Source organism: Actinosynnema sp. NPDC037264, from assembly GCF_055603705.1.
In genome coordinates, this window is the sequence record NZ_JBVJVK010000015.1 from 130,891 (window position 1) to 148,124 (window position 17,234).

Annotated in this window: 19 protein-coding genes and 1 riboswitch; of the genes, 9 read left to right on the forward strand and 10 right to left on the reverse strand. The window is 71.0% G+C overall.

The features are described from left to right. Positions 1-4: 4 nt before the first annotated feature. Positions 5-262, forward strand: coding sequence for a hypothetical protein (locus tag ACZ7GX_RS19165; RefSeq protein WP_498778381.1), 258 nt, complete (start codon positions 5-7; stop codon positions 260-262). 168 nt (positions 263-430) lie between these two features. Here the strand turns inward: ACZ7GX_RS19165 and thrC are convergent, their stop codons facing one another. Then, a complete protein-coding gene (thrC, locus tag ACZ7GX_RS19170) occupies positions 431-1,693 on the reverse strand; it encodes a threonine synthase (protein WP_498778382.1) in 1,263 nt (420 codons plus the stop codon). 11 nt (positions 1,694-1,704) lie between these two features. Continuing rightward, positions 1,705-1,820: riboswitch (SAM riboswitch) on the reverse strand. A 97-nt stretch (positions 1,821-1,917) separates the two neighbouring features. On the opposite strand from thrC, the gene holA reads away from it, so the two are divergent. Next, positions 1,918-2,901 carry a DNA polymerase III subunit delta gene (gene holA / locus ACZ7GX_RS19175; RefSeq protein WP_498778383.1) on the forward strand — a complete coding sequence of 328 codons (984 nt, stop codon included), beginning with the start codon at positions 1,918-1,920 and terminating at the stop codon, positions 2,899-2,901. 338 nt (positions 2,902-3,239) lie between these two features. Here holA and rpsT read toward each other — a convergent pair whose 3' ends face one another. Together rpsT and ACZ7GX_RS19185 are read right to left on the reverse strand one after the other, a co-directional pair. Beyond that, positions 3,240-3,500 carry a 30S ribosomal protein S20 gene (gene rpsT / locus ACZ7GX_RS19180; protein WP_230572953.1) on the reverse strand — a complete coding sequence of 87 codons (261 nt, stop codon included), beginning with the start codon at positions 3,498-3,500 and terminating at the stop codon, positions 3,240-3,242. Positions 3,501-3,629: 129 nt separating this feature from the next. Continuing rightward, positions 3,630-5,909, reverse strand: coding sequence for a glycoside hydrolase family 3 N-terminal domain-containing protein (locus ACZ7GX_RS19185; RefSeq protein ID WP_498778384.1), 2,280 nt, complete (start codon positions 5,907-5,909; stop codon positions 3,630-3,632). 138 nt (positions 5,910-6,047) lie between these two features. On the opposite strand from ACZ7GX_RS19185, the gene ACZ7GX_RS19190 reads away from it, so the two are divergent. Beyond that, the gene (locus tag ACZ7GX_RS19190) at positions 6,048-6,860 is read left to right on the forward strand and encodes a TSUP family transporter (RefSeq protein WP_498778385.1); all 813 of its coding nucleotides are present in this window, start codon (positions 6,048-6,050) and stop codon (positions 6,858-6,860) included. Here the strand turns inward: ACZ7GX_RS19190 and ACZ7GX_RS19195 are convergent. The 3 genes from ACZ7GX_RS19195 to ACZ7GX_RS19205 form a co-directional block, all read right to left on the reverse strand. Next, positions 6,829-7,599 (reverse strand): VOC family protein, encoded by a 771-nt coding sequence (locus tag ACZ7GX_RS19195; protein WP_498778433.1) that lies wholly within the window; start codon positions 7,597-7,599, stop codon positions 6,829-6,831. The two genes, ACZ7GX_RS19190 and ACZ7GX_RS19195, sit on opposite strands and share 32 nt — an antisense overlap. Before the next feature lie 114 nt (positions 7,600-7,713). Beyond that, positions 7,714-7,929, reverse strand: coding sequence for a type II toxin-antitoxin system antitoxin (locus ACZ7GX_RS19200; RefSeq protein WP_230572950.1), 216 nt, complete (start codon positions 7,927-7,929; stop codon positions 7,714-7,716). Position 7,930: 1 nt separating this feature from the next. Continuing rightward, positions 7,931-8,854 (reverse strand): SPFH domain-containing protein, encoded by a 924-nt coding sequence (locus ACZ7GX_RS19205; protein WP_498778386.1) that lies wholly within the window; start codon positions 8,852-8,854, stop codon positions 7,931-7,933. Positions 8,855-8,975: 121 nt separating this feature from the next. Between ACZ7GX_RS19205 and ACZ7GX_RS19210 the strand changes: the two genes are divergently transcribed. Genes ACZ7GX_RS19210 through ACZ7GX_RS19220 form a run of 3 tightly spaced genes read left to right on the forward strand, consistent with a single transcriptional unit; the run spans position 8,976 to position 10,945 of the window. Further along, positions 8,976-10,100: a winged helix DNA-binding domain-containing protein gene (locus ACZ7GX_RS19210; RefSeq protein WP_498778387.1), complete on the forward strand. Its 1,125-nt coding sequence runs from the start codon at positions 8,976-8,978 to the stop codon at positions 10,098-10,100. A 4-nt stretch (positions 10,101-10,104) separates the two neighbouring features. Then, positions 10,105-10,563: a GNAT family N-acetyltransferase gene (locus ACZ7GX_RS19215; protein WP_498778388.1), complete on the forward strand. Its 459-nt coding sequence runs from the start codon at positions 10,105-10,107 to the stop codon at positions 10,561-10,563. A 13-nt stretch (positions 10,564-10,576) separates the two neighbouring features. Continuing rightward, complete coding sequence (locus tag ACZ7GX_RS19220; protein ID WP_498778389.1) at positions 10,577-10,945, forward strand: VOC family protein; 369 nt, start codon at positions 10,577-10,579, stop codon at positions 10,943-10,945. Here the strand turns inward: ACZ7GX_RS19220 and ACZ7GX_RS19225 are convergent. Together ACZ7GX_RS19225 and ACZ7GX_RS19230 are read right to left on the reverse strand one after the other, a co-directional pair. Continuing rightward, positions 10,922-11,518 carry a class I SAM-dependent methyltransferase gene (locus ACZ7GX_RS19225; protein ID WP_498778390.1) on the reverse strand — a complete coding sequence of 199 codons (597 nt, stop codon included), beginning with the start codon at positions 11,516-11,518 and terminating at the stop codon, positions 10,922-10,924. The two genes, ACZ7GX_RS19220 and ACZ7GX_RS19225, sit on opposite strands and share 24 nt — an antisense overlap. A gap of 108 nt (positions 11,519-11,626) precedes the next feature. Beyond that, positions 11,627-12,061, reverse strand: a complete 435-nt coding sequence (locus ACZ7GX_RS19230; protein ID WP_498778391.1) for a type II toxin-antitoxin system PemK/MazF family toxin — start codon at positions 12,059-12,061, stop codon at positions 11,627-11,629. Between the two features lie 115 nt (positions 12,062-12,176). Between ACZ7GX_RS19230 and lepA the strand changes: the two genes are divergently transcribed. Continuing rightward, positions 12,177-14,021, forward strand: coding sequence for a translation elongation factor 4 (lepA, locus tag ACZ7GX_RS19235; RefSeq protein ID WP_498778392.1), 1,845 nt, complete (start codon positions 12,177-12,179; stop codon positions 14,019-14,021). Between the two features lie 117 nt (positions 14,022-14,138). Next, positions 14,139-14,711: a Uma2 family endonuclease gene (locus tag ACZ7GX_RS19240; protein ID WP_498778393.1), complete on the forward strand. Its 573-nt coding sequence runs from the start codon at positions 14,139-14,141 to the stop codon at positions 14,709-14,711. 55 nt (positions 14,712-14,766) lie between these two features. On the opposite strand, the gene ACZ7GX_RS19245 is transcribed toward ACZ7GX_RS19240, so the two are convergent. After that, positions 14,767-14,988, reverse strand: coding sequence for a hypothetical protein (locus tag ACZ7GX_RS19245; RefSeq protein ID WP_498778394.1), 222 nt, complete (start codon positions 14,986-14,988; stop codon positions 14,767-14,769). 120 nt (positions 14,989-15,108) lie between these two features. After that, complete coding sequence (locus ACZ7GX_RS19250) at positions 15,109-15,534, reverse strand: HD domain-containing protein (RefSeq protein WP_498778395.1); 426 nt, start codon at positions 15,532-15,534, stop codon at positions 15,109-15,111. Between the two features lie 108 nt (positions 15,535-15,642). Here ACZ7GX_RS19250 and ACZ7GX_RS19255 point away from each other — a divergent pair, with 108 nt between their 5' ends. Next, positions 15,643-17,112: a chitinase gene (locus tag ACZ7GX_RS19255; protein ID WP_498778396.1), complete on the forward strand. Its 1,470-nt coding sequence runs from the start codon at positions 15,643-15,645 to the stop codon at positions 17,110-17,112. The last annotated feature ends 122 nt before the right edge of the window (positions 17,113-17,234 follow it).

Sequence of the window (17,234 nt, forward strand, 5' to 3'; positions counted from 1 at the left end):
CGGCGTGATCCGCTTGGCGCAGGTCCCCTCGGCGGACACCGCCTACCGGCTGATCGCCGACGGCCTGTTCGACGCCGACCTCGCCATACCGCCGGAGGAGTGGCACGCCGAGCGCTACAACCAGGAGAAGGCGACACGGCCCTGGCCGCAGATGCTCACCGCCTGGCGCGTGGTCACCGAACCGGTCGGCCCGCACGTCCTGCCCGAGCTGACCGCCTTCCCCCGGACCGGGTGGCTGCGCTCCTCCAGGATCGCCTTGTGACCACGACCGCGAACGGGAAGGCGACGGTGAAGCGGAGAAGCCGCCCGGCACTGAGCCGACCGCCGCCGTAGCTACCGCGCCCCGGACCGACCGCCCGGACCGACCGTCGCCGTACCGCCTGGGACCGGAAACCGCGGTCCGACCCCAGGCGGGAACGGGCGATACGGGTCAGTCCTGAAGGGCCTTCAGGACGGCCTCGGCCGACGGCGGGACGTTGGCGCGGGGGCCGACGCGGTCGCCGAGGGCGTCCAGGGTCTTGAGGCCGTCGCCGGTGATCAGGAGCACGGTCTCGCCGTCCGGGTCCAGTTGGCCGGTCTCGATGAGCTTCTTCGCGGTGGCGACGGTGACGCCGCCGGCCGTCTCGGCGAAGATGCCTTCGGTCCGGGCCAGGAGGCGGATGCCCTCGACGACCTCCTCGTCGGTGACGTCCTCGATCGCGCCGTTGGTGCGGCGGACGGCGTCCAGCACGTAGGGGCCGTCGGCGGGGGCGCCGATCGCCAGCGACCTGGCGATGGTGTCCGGGCGGACCGGGCTGACCACGTCGTGGCCCGCCTTGAAGGCGGCCGAGACGGGGGAGCAGCCGGTGGCCTGCGCGCCGAACACGCGGTACGGGGTCTGCTCGACCAGGTCGAGGTCGCCCAGCTCGCGGAAGGACTTGTCGACCTTCGTCAACTGCGAGCCGGACGCGATGGGCACCACGATCTGGTCGGGCAGCCGCCAGCCGAGCTGTTCGGCGACCTCGTACCCGAGCGTCTTGGAGCCCTCGGCGTAGTAGGGGCGGACGTTGACGTTGACGAACGCCCAGTCCTCGTGCTCGGCGGCCAGTTCCTGCGCCAGCCGGTTCACGTCGTCGTAGTTGCCGTCGACGGTGATCAGGTTGCCGCCGTAGACGGCGGTCATGAGGATCTTCGCCCGCTCCAGCGTGGAGGGCACCAGGACCACGGACTCCCAGCCCGCGCGGGCCGCGGCGGCGGCGACGGCGTTGGCCAGGTTGCCGGTGGACGGGCAGGCCAGGACCTTGAAGCCCAGTTCGCGGGCGGCGGCGAGGGCGACGCCGACCACGCGGTCCTTGAACGAGTGGGTCGGGTTGCCGGTGTCGTCCTTCACCCACACCTTGCGCACGCCGAGGGCCTTGGCGAGGCGGTCGGCCTCGATCAGGCGGGTGCCGCCGGGGTTGGTGTTGGGGTGCGACTCGACGGTGGTCGGCACGGGGAGCAGGCCGCGGTAGCGCCAGATCGACCGGGGGCCCGCCTCGATGTCCTCGCGACGGATCCGACCGAAGTCGTAGGCCACTTCCAGCGGCCCGAAACACTCCAGACAGGCGTATTCGGCGGCGAGCGGCGTCTCGTGGCCGCATTCGCGACACGACAGCGCGCGGGCAGGACCGAGGTCGAAGGAGGTGGTGGCCGAGGGCACACTGACAGCAGTCATCGCGAGGTATCTCCTCATCTTTCCCGCGCACCGCGGGTCGGAATTGGCACCGTGGTCGCCAGCGGACGCTGTGCGACGGGTTGCCGGGGCTTCTTCGGGCCGATCCCTCTGCCCCTCTGGATGAGCGGTATTCAGTTGTGGGCTTCAACTTACGTCACGATCCCGACCCTCAGCCAGCGACGTCCACCATCCGGACGTCTGCCACCCGTGGGAGGATCGCGCCCGTGAGTGCGCCCGCTGACATGCCCGACGCCGTGCACCTGATCCTCGGCGAGGAGGAGTTGCTGGTCGAGCGCGCGGTGCGCGGTGCGCTGGCCGCGGCGCGGAAAGCCGATCCGCAGGCCGACCTGACCCGCGTCCGCGTGACCGATCTCACCCCGCCTGAGCTGGCGGAACTGGTGAGCCCGTCGCTGTTCGCCGAGGGACGGGTGGTCGCGCTGGAGGCCGCGCAGGAGTGCGGCAAGGAGATCGCCGACGCGGTCATCGGCTACGCCAAGGCCCCGGCGGACGGGGTGACGGTGGTGGTCGTCCACAGTGGCGGCGGGCGCAGCAAGGCGGCCAAGGACCTGCCCGCGGCGCTGCGCAAGGCAGGCGCCCGGGTGACCGAGTGCCCCAAGATCACCAAGGCGGCGGACCGGGAAGCGTTCGTGCGCAACGAGATCCGCGCGGCGGGCGGCGGCAAGGCCGACCCGGAGGCCGTGGCGGCGCTGATCGAGGCGGTGGGGTCGGACCTGCGCGAGTTGGCGGCGGCGGCGTCGCAGCTCGTCGCCGACACGGGCGGCAAGGTGGACGCCGAGGCGGTCCGCCGCTACCACCGCGGGCGGGCCGAGGTGACCGGGTTCGCGGTCGCGGAGAAGGCCGTGATGGGTGATCGGGCCGGTGCGCTGGAGGCGTTGCGGTGGGCGATCCAGCTCGGCGTGCCGCACGTCTTGGTCGCCGATGCCCTGGCCGACGCGGTGCGCACGATCGCGCGGGTGTCCGCGGTGGGCCGGGGCGACCCGTTCAAGCTGGCGGGCGAACTCGGCATGCCGCCGTGGAAGGTGAAGAAGGCCCAAGGCCAGTCGCGTGGCTGGGAAGACCGAGGGCTGGCAGCCGCGATGACGGTGGTCGCGGACCTGAACGCCGACGTCAAGGGCGCCGCCGCCGACTCGGGCTACGCCCTGGAACGCGCCGTGCTGAAGATCGTCGCCGCCCACGGCCGCCGCTGACGGAGGCCTAGGGGATCGCACGGTCGGGCGGTCGGGGATCCGGAGGCTGGGGATCCGGAGGCTGGGGGATCGGGCGGCTGGGTGGCTGGTGGCCGGCGCTGGACCCTGGCGGCCAGGTGGCTGACGGCTGGCGGCCAAGTGGTTCGCGGCGGGGTGGGCGGTACTGGCTGAGGGCCGGGAAGTCAGCGGCTGAGCGGCCGGTGGCCTGGTGGCTGGCTGGGCGAGGGTCGGTGCTGGTCGGGGCGGTGGCAGCTGGGGCGGTGGTCAGTGGTCGGCCGCACACGAAAGCGCCGCCCACCCCGCGCGGGGGTGGGCGGCGCTTTGGCGTGAAGACCAGATCAGATCTGGTTGGCGCGCCGCGCCAGCGCCGACTTCTTGTTGGCGGCCTGGTTGGCGTGGATCACGCCCTTGGAGACGGCCTTGTCGAGCTTGCGGGACGCGTCCTGCGCCAGCGCGACGGCCTTCTCCTTGTCACCGGCCTCGGCGGCCTCACGGAACTTGCGGATGGCGGTCTTGAGGGACGACTTGACGGCCTTGTTGCGCAGGCGCGCCTTCTCGTTCGTCTTGATCCGCTTCATCTGGGACTTGATGTTCGCCACGCGAAAGCCACCTTTTCCTCGGTCTCGGAGTCGCACCGCGCTTGTCACCGGCTCCGCCCCCGCGAAGGGGCGGTCTTCCTCCACAGCGGAATGCCGCGCGGGTACGACCGAGAAGGTTATCAGGGCAGCTCACCGCACCGTGAATCGAGCCCTCCCGTCGCCGACCACGACCTCGTAGCCGCCCCTGGCGACCTCGGGCTTGCCCGACGCGTCCATGTCGCCCGCCGTCACCGCGAGCCGCTGCACGTCGAACGTCACCTCGACCGCCCGCTGCTCACCGGCCTTCAACGCCACCCGCGTGAAGCCGACCAGGCGCTGCGGCGGCGTGAGCACCTTGCTCACCGGCTGGTGCACGTACACGGGCACGACGAGCGTGCCGTCACGTCCACCGGTGTTGGCCACGGTCACCGACACCTTCACCTGGCCGTCCCGCCGCACCTCCGTCGACTTCAGCGTCGGCGCGGACGTGGTGAACGTCGTGTACGACAGGCCGTGCCCGAACGCGAACGCCGGGTCGTACCCGGAGCTGGGCGCGGTGTTCGCGCCGCGCACCTGGTCGTAGGAGAACGGCTGGTCGCCGACCGACTTCGGCCAGGACACCGGCAGCCTGCCGCTGGGGTTCACCGCGCCGAACAGCACGTCGGCGATCGCGCCGCCGCCCTCGGACCCGGGCAGCCAGCCCGCGACCAGCGCCGGGGCGTCGGCCACCGTGCCGAGCACCTGCGGCCGGCCGGTCAGCAGCACGACGACCACCGGCTTGCCGGTCGCCCGCACCGCGTCCACCAGGCCCTGCTGCGCAGCGGTCAGCGCGGGCTCCTCGGTGTCCGCCTCACCCTCCGCGCCCGGGTCCTCACCGAGCACGACGACCACCGCGTCGGCGTCACCCGCCTGCGCCACCGCGTCGGCCTGCGTGGCCGCGCCGACCACGTTCGCCGACGGCACGGCGGCCTTGATGCCCTGCAGCACGGTCACCGTGGGCGGCATCGGCGACGAGTCCGGCACGCCCTGCCAGCCGACCGACCAGCCGCCGAGCTGCCTGGCCGCGGAGTCGGCCGCGTCACCGGTCACCACGAGCTTGCCCACGCCGGTCGACAGGGGCAGCACGCCGTCGTTGCGCAGCAGCACCGCGCTCTCCGCCGCCGCCTGGCGGGCCAGCGCCCGGTCCGCGCCGTTCACGATCGCGTCGGCCTTCTCCACGTCGACGAACGGCTTCTCGAACAGCCCCAGCTCGAACTTGAGCTTCAGGATCCGCCGCACGGCCTGGTCGATCCGCTTGCCGGGGATCGCACCGCTCCGCACGCCCGCCAGCAGCCCGGCGGTGAACCCGGCCGCGTCCGACGGCTCCATCGCCATGTCGACGCCCGCGTTCACGGCCATCGCGATGGCCTCCTCGTAGTCCGCCGCCACGTGGTAGCGGTCCACCAGGAACCGGATGTCCTCCCAGTCGGTGATCGCCACGCCCCGGAACCCCATCCGGTCGCGCAACTGCGTGGTCAGCAGGTACTTCGACGCGTGCGCGGGCACGCCGTTCACCGCACCGGAGTTGATCATCACGGTGCCGACGCCCGCGTCGAACTGCGGCTGGAACGCGGGCAGCACGGTGTCCTGGAGGTACCGGATCGGCAGCTGGGCGGGCGCGCGGTCGTGGCCGTTGAACGGCTCCGAGTAGCCCGCGAAGTGCTTGGCGGTCGCGGTCAGCTTCGCCGTGCCGTCGGTCGGGTCGGCCTGCTGCCCGCGCACGTTCGCCGCGGCCAGCGCGCCGGCCAGCACCGGGTCCTCGCTGTAGGTCTCGTAGTACCGCCCCCAGCGGGTGTCACGCGCGATGTCGGACACCGGCGCGAAGTTCCAGAACACGCCGGTGGCCCGCATCGCCCGACCGGTGGACTTGCCGAGCTGCTCCTGCAGCTCCGGGTTCCACGTCGCGCCGAGGCCGATCTGGTGCGGGAACATCGTGGCGCTGAGCACGTTCGAGTGGCCGTGCACGCCGTCCGCGCCGTAGATCAGCGGGATCCGCAGCCTGCTGTGGTCCAGCGAGTACTTCTGGATGGCGTTGGTCATCTCCGCCCACGCGCGGGGCGTGTTCGGGTTGGGCGCGTCGCCGCCGCCGGAGAGGATCGAGCCGACCTTCGCGTCCTCCAGCACCGCCTTCATGCAGTCCTCGCGCAGCGGACCGGGGTTCCACTCGCAGTTGCCGCGCAGCTTGCCCAGCCGGATCTGGGTCATCTGGCCGACCTTCTCCTCGAGCGTCATGCGCTTGAGGAGGTCGTCGACGCGCCGGTCGACCGGCGCCCGGGCGTCCTGGTAGCCCTGCCCGGCGGGCTCCATCACGCCGCTGGCTTGCGCGCCGGTGACCAACAGGGCCAGCGTGACCAGCGCGGCGACCGCGGTCCGCTTGCGGGATCTCAACACCGAGAACCTCCAGGTCGATCGGGGAACACCCGCGAACACCCTCCCTGTGTGAATCGGCCCACAACAGGGCTGAACGGCCCATTCTGGGAGCGCTCCCACTGCAGTAAGGGGTGAAATGCAGTACGCCCGTCTTGTTTCATGTGCCGTGTGACCGCCGCACTCGACTGGCCCGGCTTCGGGCACATCTCGCTCGCCGCCCTGCTGTTCCTCTGCCTGGCCGCCCTCGTCGCGGGCGCGGTCGACGCGGTGGTTGGCGGCGGCGGGCTGGTCCAGCTGCCCGCGCTGCTGCTGATCGCGCCCGGCGGCCAGCCGCTCTACGCGCTGGCCACCAACAAGATCGCCTCCGTGGTCGGCACGGCGGCGGCGGTGCGGACCTACTCCCGGCAGACCACGATCGACTGGTCCTCGGCGTTGCCGATGGCGTCGGCCGCGTTCGCGGGCGCGGTGGCCGGTGCGGCGTTCGCCGGGGCGTTGGCGCCCGGCGTGCTCAACGGCGTGGTGCTCGTCGCGCTGGTCGGCGTCGGCCTCTACACGTGGCGCAAGCCGGAGTTGGGCGTGGCCGAGGCGCCGAGGTTCACCCGCTTCGCGCAGATCGCCGTGATGGCCGCGGGCGGGGCGTTGATCGGCTTCTACGACGGCCTGGCGGGTCCGGGCACGGGCGCGTTCCTGGTGTTCCTGCTCGTGGGCCTGGTCGGGTTCGCGTTCCTGCGCGCCTCGGCCACGGCCAAGGTCGTGAACGTGGCCACGAACCTGGGCGCGCTGCTGTACTTCATCCCGGCCGGAAAAGTGTTGTGGGGCTTGGGTCTGGTGCTCGCGCTGTGCAACGTGACCGGGGCGGTGTTCGGCGCGCGCCTGGCGGTGCGGCGCGGCTCGGCGTTCGTGCGCCGGGTGTTCCTCACCGTCGTGGTGGCGCTCGTGGTCAGTCTGGGGTGGAAGGCGGCGGTTGGATGACCCGGAACGTCGCGCCCATCGGGTCGCCGACCGTGGTGAACCGGCCGAACCGCGACTCGACCACGTCGCCGACCGTGACGCCGCCCAGCTCGTCCACCCGGCGTGCCGCCGCGTCGGCGTCGGCCACCGCGAAGTAGGTCATCCAGTGCGGCGGGATCTCGGCGGGGATCTCGTTGGCCATCCCGAACACGCCCGCGACCGCGCGGCCCTCGACCCGCAGCTGCGTGTACGGGAAGTCCGGCAGCGGGTCCAGCCCCACGTCGAACACCTGCTGGTAGAACTCCGCCGCGCCGAACGGGTCGCGGGTGGCCAGCTCGTTCCACACCACCGAGCCGGGTTCGTTCACCACGTACGCGCCGATGTGCGTGCCCGCCTCCCAGAGCCCGAACGCCGCGCCGTACGGGTCCACCGCGATCGCGCCGCGCCCCGGTCCGCCGGTGTCGAACTCCGGCACGAGCACCTTGCCGCCGTTGGCGTTCAGCTTCTCCACCGACTCGTCCAGGTCGTCGGTGGCCAGGTAGGTCGTCCACACCACGGGGAACATCACGTCCGACGGCATCTCGCCGAAGCCCGCCACGGGCAGGCCGCGCACCAGGGCCATCGTGTAGTGCCCGGTCTCCGGGCCGCCGATCTCGAAGTCCCAGCCGAACAGCCCGCCGTAGAACTCCATGGTGGCTTCACGGTCGGTGGTCATCATGTCCACCCACGCGGGTGTTCCTGGCGGGTACGGGGCGTCCATCTCGCTCACCTGGTCAACAGTCGCACCAGCCGTCACGCTCCGCGAGTTGATCACTGCCCGACCGGGTGGCGCGCGAACGCCGTCGGTGCGCTGGGTCCGCACCGACGGCGTCGGTCATCCGGTCGAGCCGTCCCCGTCGCTCTTGCGGGGCCTGCCGCGCCTGGGTTGGTCGGCCGCGCCGGTGGGCAGGCGGCCGGCTTCGGCGAGCGCTCGGCGCAGCAGGAACTCGATCTGCGCGTTGGTGCTGCGCAGCTCGTCGTTCGCCCACCTCGTCAGCGCGTCGTGCACCGCCGGGTCGAGGCGCAGCAGGACGCTCTTGCGCTCGGCCACGTCAGGTGTACAGCGACCCGGCGTTGACCACTGGCTGGGTGGATCGGTCGCCGCAGAGCACGACCAGCAGGTTCGACACCATCGCCGCCTTGCGCTCCTCGTCCAGTTCCACCACGTCCTCCTCGGCGAGCTTGGCCAGCGCGAGCTGGACCATGCCGACCGCCCCCTCCACGATCCGCGACCGCGCCGCCACCACCGCGCCCGCCTGCTGGCGCTGCAGCATCGCCTGCGCGATCTCCGGAGCGTAGGCCAGGTGCGTGAGCCGGGACTCGATCACCTTCACGCCCGCGGACTGCACGCGTGCCGCGATCTCCACCGACAGCGTCTCGGTGATCTCGTCCGCGTTCTCCCGCAACGACAGCCCGAGCTCCTCGTGGTTGTCGTACGGGTAGCTGGTCGCGATGTGCCGCACCGCGGTCTCGGTCTGGATGCCGACGAACCGCACGAAGTCGTCCACCTCGAACTTCGCCCGCGCGGTGTCCTCGACCTGCCACACCACCACGGCGGCGATCTCGATCGGGTTGCCGTCCGCGTCGTTGACCTTCAGCGTCGCGGTCTCGTGGTTGCGGATCCGGGTCGACACCTTCACCTTCGTGGTGAACGGGTTCGCCCAGCGCAGGCCGTCCTGGCGGACGGTGCCGGTGTAGCGGCCCGCGAACTGCAGCACGCGCGACTCGCCGGGCGCGACGGTGAACAGCCCGGCGCCCGCGAGGCCGCTGCCCGCCATCAACAGCGCGCCCCCCACGATCCCGGGGCCGCTCGGCCCGTCGTCGCCCGGGATCAAGCTGAGGACGAGCACCGCCGCGCCCAGCAGCATCGCGACCACCGCGCCGCCGAAGACGCCCCACCCCGAGACCGCGCGCGCCTCCCGCTCCCGGACCACCGGAGTCGGCATCTGCACCGCCAAGTCCGTCATCGCGTCCATGTTCCACCCCTCGTTCGCATATCGCGTGCTTAGCAAAGTGATATCACTTTTCTCGGACGCCGGGCAAGCCGGGTACGCGATGAGGACGGAAGTTGACCGCAATCGGTCCTACGGTGGCCGCATGACCCCGGTACTGAGCCGTCGCGCCCTCGGTCGAGCCACCCTGGCCCGCCAGTTCCTGCTGGCCCGCACCGAGGCGACCGTGCCCGAGGTCGTCGCGCACCTGGTCGGGTTGCAGGCCCAGACGCCGCACACCTGGTACACCGGCCTGTGGTCGCGGATCGCCGGCTTCACCCCCGACCGGGCCGCGGACCTGCTCGTGGACCGGGAACTCGTGCGCATCGCCGTGATGCGGTCGACGATCCACCTGGTGACCGCCGCGGACGCCCTCGCGCTGCGCCCCGCGGTGCAGCCCGCGCTCGACCGGGACCTGTTCGGCAACTTCACCCACGGCCGGGACATGCGCGGGCTGGACGTGGACGCCGTGGTGGCCGCCGGTCGCGCGTTGCTGGCCGAGAAGCCGCGCACCAACAAGGAGCTGGGCGCGCTGCTGCACGAGCAGTGGCCGGACCGCGCGCCCGCCTCGCTCGCCTACGCGATCCGGTGCCTGGTGCCGCTCGTACAGGTGCCGCCGCGCGGGGTGTGGGGTCGCAGCGGCGCGATCGCGCACACGTGCGCGGAGACGTGGCTGGGCGCTTCCCCAGCGGTCAAGGCCTCGGTGGACCGGCCCTCGGTGGACGACCTGGTGCTGCGCTACCTGGGCGCGTTCGGGCCCGCGACGGTGAAGGACGTGCAGACCTGGTCCGGTCTCACCAGGCTGCGCGAGGTGGTCGAGGGGCTGCCGCTGCTGCGGCTGCGCGACGAGGACGGCCAGGAGCTGTTCGACCTGCCCGACGCGCCCCGGCCTGACGAGGACGTGCCCGCGCCGCCGAGGTTCCTCTACGACTTCGACAACGTGCTGCTCTCGCACGCCGACCGGCGCCGGGTCGTCACCGACGACGTGCGCGCGCAGAAGTACGACCCGCACGGTCCCGTGCCGCAGTTCTTCCTGGTCGACGGCGTCACGGCGGGCGACTGGAGGCTGCACCGCACCAAGGAGGTCGCCACGCTGGAGCTGCGGCCGTTCCACCGCGTGCCCGCGATGGACGAGGTCGAACGCGAGGGCGAGCGGCTGCTGGCGTTCCTCGCGGCGGACGTGCCGCGGCACGAGGTCCGGACAACCTCGCCGGCGGCGGCACGTCTCTGAACGCATGGGGACGATCACCGTGCGCCCACCGCGCGCCGAGGACCTGGCTCCGCTCGTCGAGGTCCACGTCAAGGCCCGGCGCAGCTACTACGAAGGCCACCTGCCCGAGGCGGAGCTGGCCGAGTGGGAGCGGGCGGTGCGGGCCAGGGGCTACGACCTCGCCAAGCCCGACCGGGTGTGGCTGTGCGCCGAGCTGGACCACGTGTTCGCCGGATTCGCGCTGGTCACGCCCGGTGGCGAGCTGTTGCAGCTCCAGGTCGACCCGGCGTGCTGGGGCAACGGCGTCGGCCACGCGCTGCACGAGGCGGCGACGCACGCGCTGCGCGACCTCGGCGTCACCACCGCGCGCCTCGACGTGTTCGCGGAGAACCGCCGCGCGCAGCGCTTCTACACCGCGCACGGCTGGCGCGAGGACGGCCGCGACGGCGACCACGTGCGAATGGCGCTCGACCTGGACCTGTGATCGCCTGGACGGCGTGGAGATCCTGAGCAGCCGCGTCCTCGTCCGCTCCCGCGAGCCGGAGCGCGCCCGCGCGTTCTACCGGGACGTGCTGGGCCTGGCCGTGTACCGGGAGTTCCCCGGCGGCACCGTGTTCTTCCTCGGCCAGGGGTTCCTGGAGGTCTCGGGCACCTCGGCCGAGGACCCCACGGACGCCACGCAGCTGTGGCTGCAGGTGCGCGACCTGGGACGGGTCGCCGGAGAACTCGCCGAGCACGTCGTGCGGCCCGCCCGGCGCGAGCCGTGGGGCCTGGACGAGCTGTGGATCGCCGACCCGGACGGCAGGCGGATCGTGCTGGTCGAGGTGCCCGCCGACCACCCGCTACGCCGGGACGGCCGCCAGTAGCTGCACCGCCGGCCCGACCACGCCGCCGTACTGGTGCAACGACGTGCGCACCCCGGTGAACCCGGCCGCCCCGGCCTCCTGGATCAGGTCGTACTCGGAGGTGTCCAGCACCCGCCGGTGCACCGAGACGACCAGCCTGCCGCCGGGCCGCAGCACGCGGAACAGCTCGTGGAACGCCGCCGGCCGGTTGCCCCACAGCTGGAGGTTGTTCACCGAGACCACCACGTCGACCGAGTCCTCGGGCTGGCCGGTCCGCGTCGCCGCGCCCTCGCGCAGCTCCACGCGACCGGCCACGATCAGCTCCGCGCACCGCTCGCGCGCCTCGTCCAGCATGACCTGCGAGGGGTCGACGCCGATCGCCTTGAGCGCGCGTTCGCCGGCCAGCTTGAGCCCCACCCCCGGACCAGGGCCGAGCACCAGCACGACCTCCTCGGGCGTCGGCGCGGCCACCTCGGTGACGTGCTCCTCGACCTTCGCGTTCAGCACGGCCATGACCCGGCCGCCCAGCTCACCCACCTTGCCGCGCGGGTGCCCGAACGCCGCGTCCAACGCCTTCATCAGGTTGTTCGCCATGTCCCCAGGGTCGCCGCGGCGCCCTCCGACCGCATCGGGGACCGCCCTGAGAGCGGCCCGGAGACACCCCGGAACCGCTACCGGGAGGTAGCCGTTCCGGGACAGGTCTCACCGCCAGCCCAGCCGCCGCAGCGCGTCCACGACCAGCGAGAACCGCTCCGGCTCCAGCACCGAGCCCTCCCGGCGGATGTCGTCCTCGTCCAGCTCGAACACCCGGTCCAACCGCAGGTAGGAGCGCCTGCCGTCGCGGTCCCAGCGACCCGAGCCGAGGTCGAGGCAGTCGTCCACCTCGTGCCGGTCGGGGGTCTTGCTGGTCAGCATCAGGCCGAGCAGCGCCCGGCGGTGGCGGCCGACGACCAGCAGCGGTCGGTCCTTGCCGCGGGCCGGGTCCTCCTCGAAGGGCACCCAGGCCCACACCACCTCGCCCGGGTCGGCCAGGCCGTCCAGGTCGGGGGAGTACTCCAGGGTCGCCGCCACCGCGGCCGTGTGGACCTCGCGCACCGCGCCCCTCGACGGGCGGGGGTCTTCACCGTTCGCACGCACGGCGGGCAGCTTATGGCCTCCGTCACGCACGCGTGGAACGCCACGACGGCGTGACATGAGATGCTGTGCGTAGTTGAAATGGGCAGATCCCGTCCTTCGTGTGCGAGGAACCTGAGTGACCACGTTCGCCGACCAGACGTTCACGCCTCCGGACCTGATCCGGAACTTCTGCATCATCGCGCACATCGACCACGGCAAGTCGACCCTGGCCGATCGCATGTTGCAGCTCACCGGCGTCGTCGACGCGCGGGCGATGCGCGCGCAGTACCTCGACCGCATGGACATCGAACGCGAGCGCGGCATCACGATCAAGGCGCAGAACGTCCGGCTGCCGTGGCAGGTCGACGGCCAGGACCACGTGCTGCACATGATCGACACCCCGGGTCACGTCGACTTCACCTACGAGGTGTCGCGCGCCCTGGAGGCGTGCGAGGGCACCGTGCTGCTGGTCGACGCCGCGCAGGGCATCGAGGCGCAGACGCTGGCCAACCTGTACCTGGCGATGGAGAACGACCTCACCATCATCCCGGTGCTGAACAAGATCGACCTGCCCGCGGCGGACCCGGACAAGTACGCCAAGGAGCTCGCGCACATCGTCGGCTGCGAGCCCGAGGAGGTGCTGCGCGTCTCGGCCAAGACGGGCCTGGGCGTCGACGCGCTGCTGAACGAGGTCGTCAAGCGCGTGCCCGCGCCGGTCGGCGACGCCGACGCGCCGCCCCGCGCGATGATCTTCGACTCGGTGTACGACACCTACCGCGGCGTGGTCACCTACATCCGCGTGGTCGACGGCAAGATCACCCCGCGCCAGCGGATCCGGATGATGTCCACCAACGCGACCCACGAGCTGCTGGAAGTGGGCATCATCTCGCCCGAGCCGAAGCCGAGCGCCGGCCTGGGCGTCGGCGAGGTGGGCTACCTCATCACCGGCGTGAAGGACGTGCGCCAGTCGAAGGTCGGCGACACCGTGACGGCGGAGAAGCACGGCGCCACGCAGCCGCTGGCCGGCTACCGCGAGCCGCGGCCGATGGTCTACTCCGGCCTGTACCCGGTGGACGGCTCGGACTACCCGATCCTGCGCGAGGCGTTGGAGAAGCTCCAGCTCAACGACGCCGCGCTGACGTTCGAGCCGGAGACGTCGGCGGCCCTGGGCTTCGGCTTCCGCTGCGGCTTCCTCGGCCTGCTGCACCTGGAGATCACCCGCGACCGGCTGGAACGCGAGTTCGGCCTGGACCTGATCTCCACCGCGCCCAACGTGGTCTACCGCGTGGTCATGGACGACGGCACCGAGCACGTGGTCACCAACCCGTCCGACTGGCCGGACGGCAAGCGCGCCGAGGTCTACGAGCCGATCACCAAGTGCACCATCATCGCGCCGAGCGAGTACATCGGCGCGATCATGGAGCTGTGCCAGGCCAAGCGCGGTCAGCTCGGCGGCATGGACTACCTGTCCGAGGACCGCGTCGAGCTGCGCTACACCATGCCGCTGGGCGAGATCATCTTCGACTTCTTCGACGCCCTGAAGTCGCGCACGCGCGGTTACGCGTCGTTGGACTACGAGGAGTCGGGCGAGCAGGACGCCGAGCTGGTGAAGGTCGACATCCTGCTGCAGGGCGAGCCGGTGGACGCGTTCAGCGCGATCGTGCACAAGGACCACGCGTACGGCTACGGCACGAAGATGGCGAGCAAGCTGCGCGAGCTGATCCCGCGCCAGCAGTTCGAGGTGCCGATCCAGGCCGCCGTCGGCGCTCGCGTGATCGCCCGCGAGACGATCCGCGCCATTCGCAAGGACGTGCTCGCGAAGTGCTACGGCGGTGACATCACGCGTAAGCGCAAGCTGCTGGAGAAGCAGAAGGAAGGCAAGAAGCGGATGAAGATGGTGGGCCGCGTCGAGGTCCCCCAGGAAGCCTTCGTCGCCGCCTTGTCCACCGACGACTCCGGCAAGGACAAGGGCAAGAAGTAGTACCACTGGCCAAATCCGCGCCGACCGGCACATCTTCGGGTGATCCGGTAGGCGTGGAGGCGTTTTCGGGCGTCTTTCTCCTGCCATGGTTGGCGCACCAACCGGAAGGAGGGGACCATGACCGTCATGGTCGAACACGAAGGCAGCTCCTACACGGTCGAAGACCTGGAGGACATGCCTGATGACGGACGCCGTTACGAACTCGTCGACGGGCAGCTCCAGGTGAGCCCGGCACCGGGGTACCGGCATCAGGAAATCGTCGCGGAGCTCTGCGGGCGCTTGCGCGCGGAGTGCCCGGACGACATGACCGCCCTACCGGCTCCATTCGCCGTTCAGGTGTCCGCGAGGACCGAGGTGCAGCCTGATGTCCTTGTCGGCCGTCGTGCCGACTTCACCGACAAGCTGCTGCCCGTGGCACCGTTGCTCGCGGTGGAGGTGCTCTCACCGAGCACGGGTATTCGCGATCTCACGATCAAGAAGAACGCCTACGAGCGCATGGGCGTGGTCAGCTACTGGGTGATCGATCCCCAGGAACCCGTGCTGGCGGTGTTCGAACTCGACCCCGAGGGCCGTTATCAGCAGGTGGCCGAGGTGCAGGGGGAGAAGCCGTTCGACGCGACCCTGCCGTTCCCGGTGCGGATCGTGCCCGCCGAGCTGCTCGGCCGGCTGTGGGAAGACGGGGCGGAATGACGGAAGGGCCCTCAGGACGCCCCTGTCCTGAAGGCCCTCGAAGGGGTGCGGCGGCTCAGCCGTGGTTGCGCAGCGTGGTGCTGAGCGCCTGGCGGCGGAGGATCGCTTCGATCTCACGCGCCTCGTGGCCGGAGTGCCGGGCGAGGATGGCTTCCATGTCCATCCGGGCGCTCGGGGTGTCGTAGGCGGCCAACTCGCGGTTCAGGTCCGCTTCCCGCTTGCGGATCTGCCGCCGGGTGGCGAAGTACGTGCGAACGGTCTCCAGAACGGTGGTCATATCGCCTTTCGGTCGTCCTTCTGTATCGGTTCACCTACTATGATGCCGCACGTCAGAGGCTTGCGCGACCAGATTCGACGTGATCTCCGCCGCAAGTGTCACGGCGCCGTGAAGACCACGTCACCGGCCCAGGATGTCGAGGGCCTTCGAGTACTTCGCCCGCAGCCGGTCCTGGGTGGGGGTGTCGAGCAGGGCCAGTCGCGGCGGCGACGTGTTGTCGGCGATGTCGGCCCGCTTCACCTCCACCGCGACCGGGTCGGTCAGCACCCGGGCCAGGTAGTCCTCCTGTGACTCACCGTCACGGTGGCTCAACGCGAGCACGGTCGCCACCACCTCCGGCGGGCACCCGGCGGCCAGCAGGTCGTCGGCGGTGACGGCGGTGTCCTCGACGACGTCGTGCAGCACGGCCGCCATGCGCGCGTGCTCGCCGGACACCCGGCCCATCACCCGCAGCGGGTGGCCGATGTAGGGCTGCCCGGACTTGTCGACCTGTCCCTCGTGGGCCGCCCGCGCGATCCGGATCGCGTCATCAACGGTGAACGTCATCGGATCATTGTTCACACCTTGACAAGCCACAGTGGTCTAGTCCATTTTTCGAGTGGCCCACCTCACCTGTGCTGGGCTTTGGCCGCCGACGAGGACGTGGAGGTCGACGTGGTTTCGAGGACGAGACGCGCACTGGGCGCGGTGCTGGCGGGTGTGCTGGCCATCGCCGGCCTGACCCTGGTCGTGGTGGGCAGCGCGTCGGCCGCCAACCTGGTCGCCAACCCCGGGTTCGAGGGCGGCACGGGCGGGTGGACGTGCAGCGCCGCGGCGGCGGCGGCCACCACGACCAAGCGCAGCGGCACGCACGCCATGGCGGGCACGCCGGCGGGCCAGGACAACGCCCGCTGCTCGCAGACGATCTCCGTGCAGGCCAACACCGCCTACAAGCTGTCCGCGTGGGTCCAGGGCAGCTACGTGTACCTGGGCGTGACCGGCACCGGCAGCGGCGACAAGAGCACGTGGACGCCGGGCTCGGCGGGCTTCAGCCAGCTCTCGATCGACTTCACCACCGGCGCCAGCAGCAGCGTCACGATCTACGTGCACGGTTGGTACGGCCAGCCGACCTTCTACGCCGACGACGTGAGCCTCGACGGCCCGGGCACCCCGCCGACGAGCACCACGACCACTACCACCACGACGACGACCACGACCACGACGACGACCACGACGCCCGGCAACCCGGACCCGTCGCTGCCCAAGCACGCGCTCACCGGCTACTGGCACAACTTCGACAACGGCTCGCGCCTGCTCAAGCTCGCCGACGTGCCCACCACGTACGACATCGTGGCCGTCGCGTTCGCCGACGCCACCACCACGCCGGGCGCGGTCGCGTTCAACCTGGACCCGACGTTGTCGAGCAAGCTCGGCGGCTACACCGACGCGCAGTTCAAGGCCGACGTCCGCACGCTGAAGGCGCGCGGGCAGAAGGTGATCATCTCCGTCGGCGGCGAGAAGGGCACGATCAGCGTCGGCAACTCCACCGCGGCGACCAACTTCGCCAACAGCGTCAAGGCCCTGATCGCGAACTACGGGTTCGACGGCGTGGACATCGACCTGGAGAACGGCGTCAACGCCACGTACATGGCGCAGGCGTTGCGCGCCATCCACGCGGGCGGCGGCAAGGTCATCGCGATGGCGCCGCAGACCATCGACATGCAGTCCACCGGCGCGGAGTACTTCAAGCTGGCGCTGGCGGTGAAGGACATCCTCACCGTTGTCAACATGCAGTACTACAACTCCGGTTCGATGCTCGGCTGCGACCAGAAGGTCTACTCCCAGGGCACGGTGGACTTCCTGGTCGCCCTGGCGTGCATCCAGCTGCAGAACGGCCTGCGCCCCGACCAGGTCGGCCTCGGCCTGCCCGCCTCGCCGTCCGGCGCGGGCGGCGGCTACCAGTCGCCCGCCAACGTGAACAGGGCGCTCGACTGCCTGGCCAAGGGCACGAACTGCGGTTCGTTCAAGCCTTCGCAGACCTGGCCCGGCATCCGCGGCGCGATGACGTGGTCGATCAACTGGGACGCCTCCAACAACTGGCAGTTCGCCAACACGGTCGCGCCGCACCTGGACACGCTGCCCTGACCTCACCGCGCGTGGACGCAGGACTCTCGCGAGAGCCCTGCGTCCACGCAGATGGGGTTCGTGTTTTGAGGAACACCAAGCAGAAAGAATTAAAGAGGTCTCGTTTGGCCCTAGCCCATCAA

What these genes read in the sequence shown, in the direction of transcription:
- thrC (WP_498778382.1), bottom strand. Translation starts at nt 1,693, where the DNA reads ATGACTGCTGTCAGTGTGCCCTCGGCCACCACCTCCTTCGACCTCGGT.
- ACZ7GX_RS19245 (WP_498778394.1), bottom strand. Translation starts at nt 14,988, where the DNA reads ATGACCACCGTTCTGGAGACCGTTCGCACGTACTTCGCCACCCGGCGG.
- ACZ7GX_RS19205 (WP_498778386.1), bottom strand. Translation starts at nt 8,854, where the DNA reads ATGGACGCGATGACGGACTTGGCGGTGCAGATGCCGACTCCGGTGGTC.
- ACZ7GX_RS19195 (WP_498778433.1), bottom strand. Translation starts at nt 7,599, where the DNA reads ATGGACGCCCCGTACCCGCCAGGAACACCCGCGTGGGTGGACATGATG.
- ACZ7GX_RS19250 (WP_498778395.1), bottom strand. Translation starts at nt 15,534, where the DNA reads ATGACGTTCACCGTTGATGACGCGATCCGGATCGCGCGGGCGGCCCAC.
- ACZ7GX_RS19210 (WP_498778387.1), top strand. Translation starts at nt 8,976, where the DNA reads ATGACCCCGGTACTGAGCCGTCGCGCCCTCGGTCGAGCCACCCTGGCC.
- ACZ7GX_RS19215 (WP_498778388.1), top strand. Translation starts at nt 10,105, where the DNA reads ATGGGGACGATCACCGTGCGCCCACCGCGCGCCGAGGACCTGGCTCCG.
- ACZ7GX_RS19190 (WP_498778385.1), top strand. Translation starts at nt 6,048, where the DNA reads ATGTGCCGTGTGACCGCCGCACTCGACTGGCCCGGCTTCGGGCACATC.
- ACZ7GX_RS19240 (WP_498778393.1), top strand. Translation starts at nt 14,139, where the DNA reads ATGACCGTCATGGTCGAACACGAAGGCAGCTCCTACACGGTCGAAGAC.
- ACZ7GX_RS19225 (WP_498778390.1), bottom strand. Translation starts at nt 11,518, where the DNA reads ATGGCGAACAACCTGATGAAGGCGTTGGACGCGGCGTTCGGGCACCCG.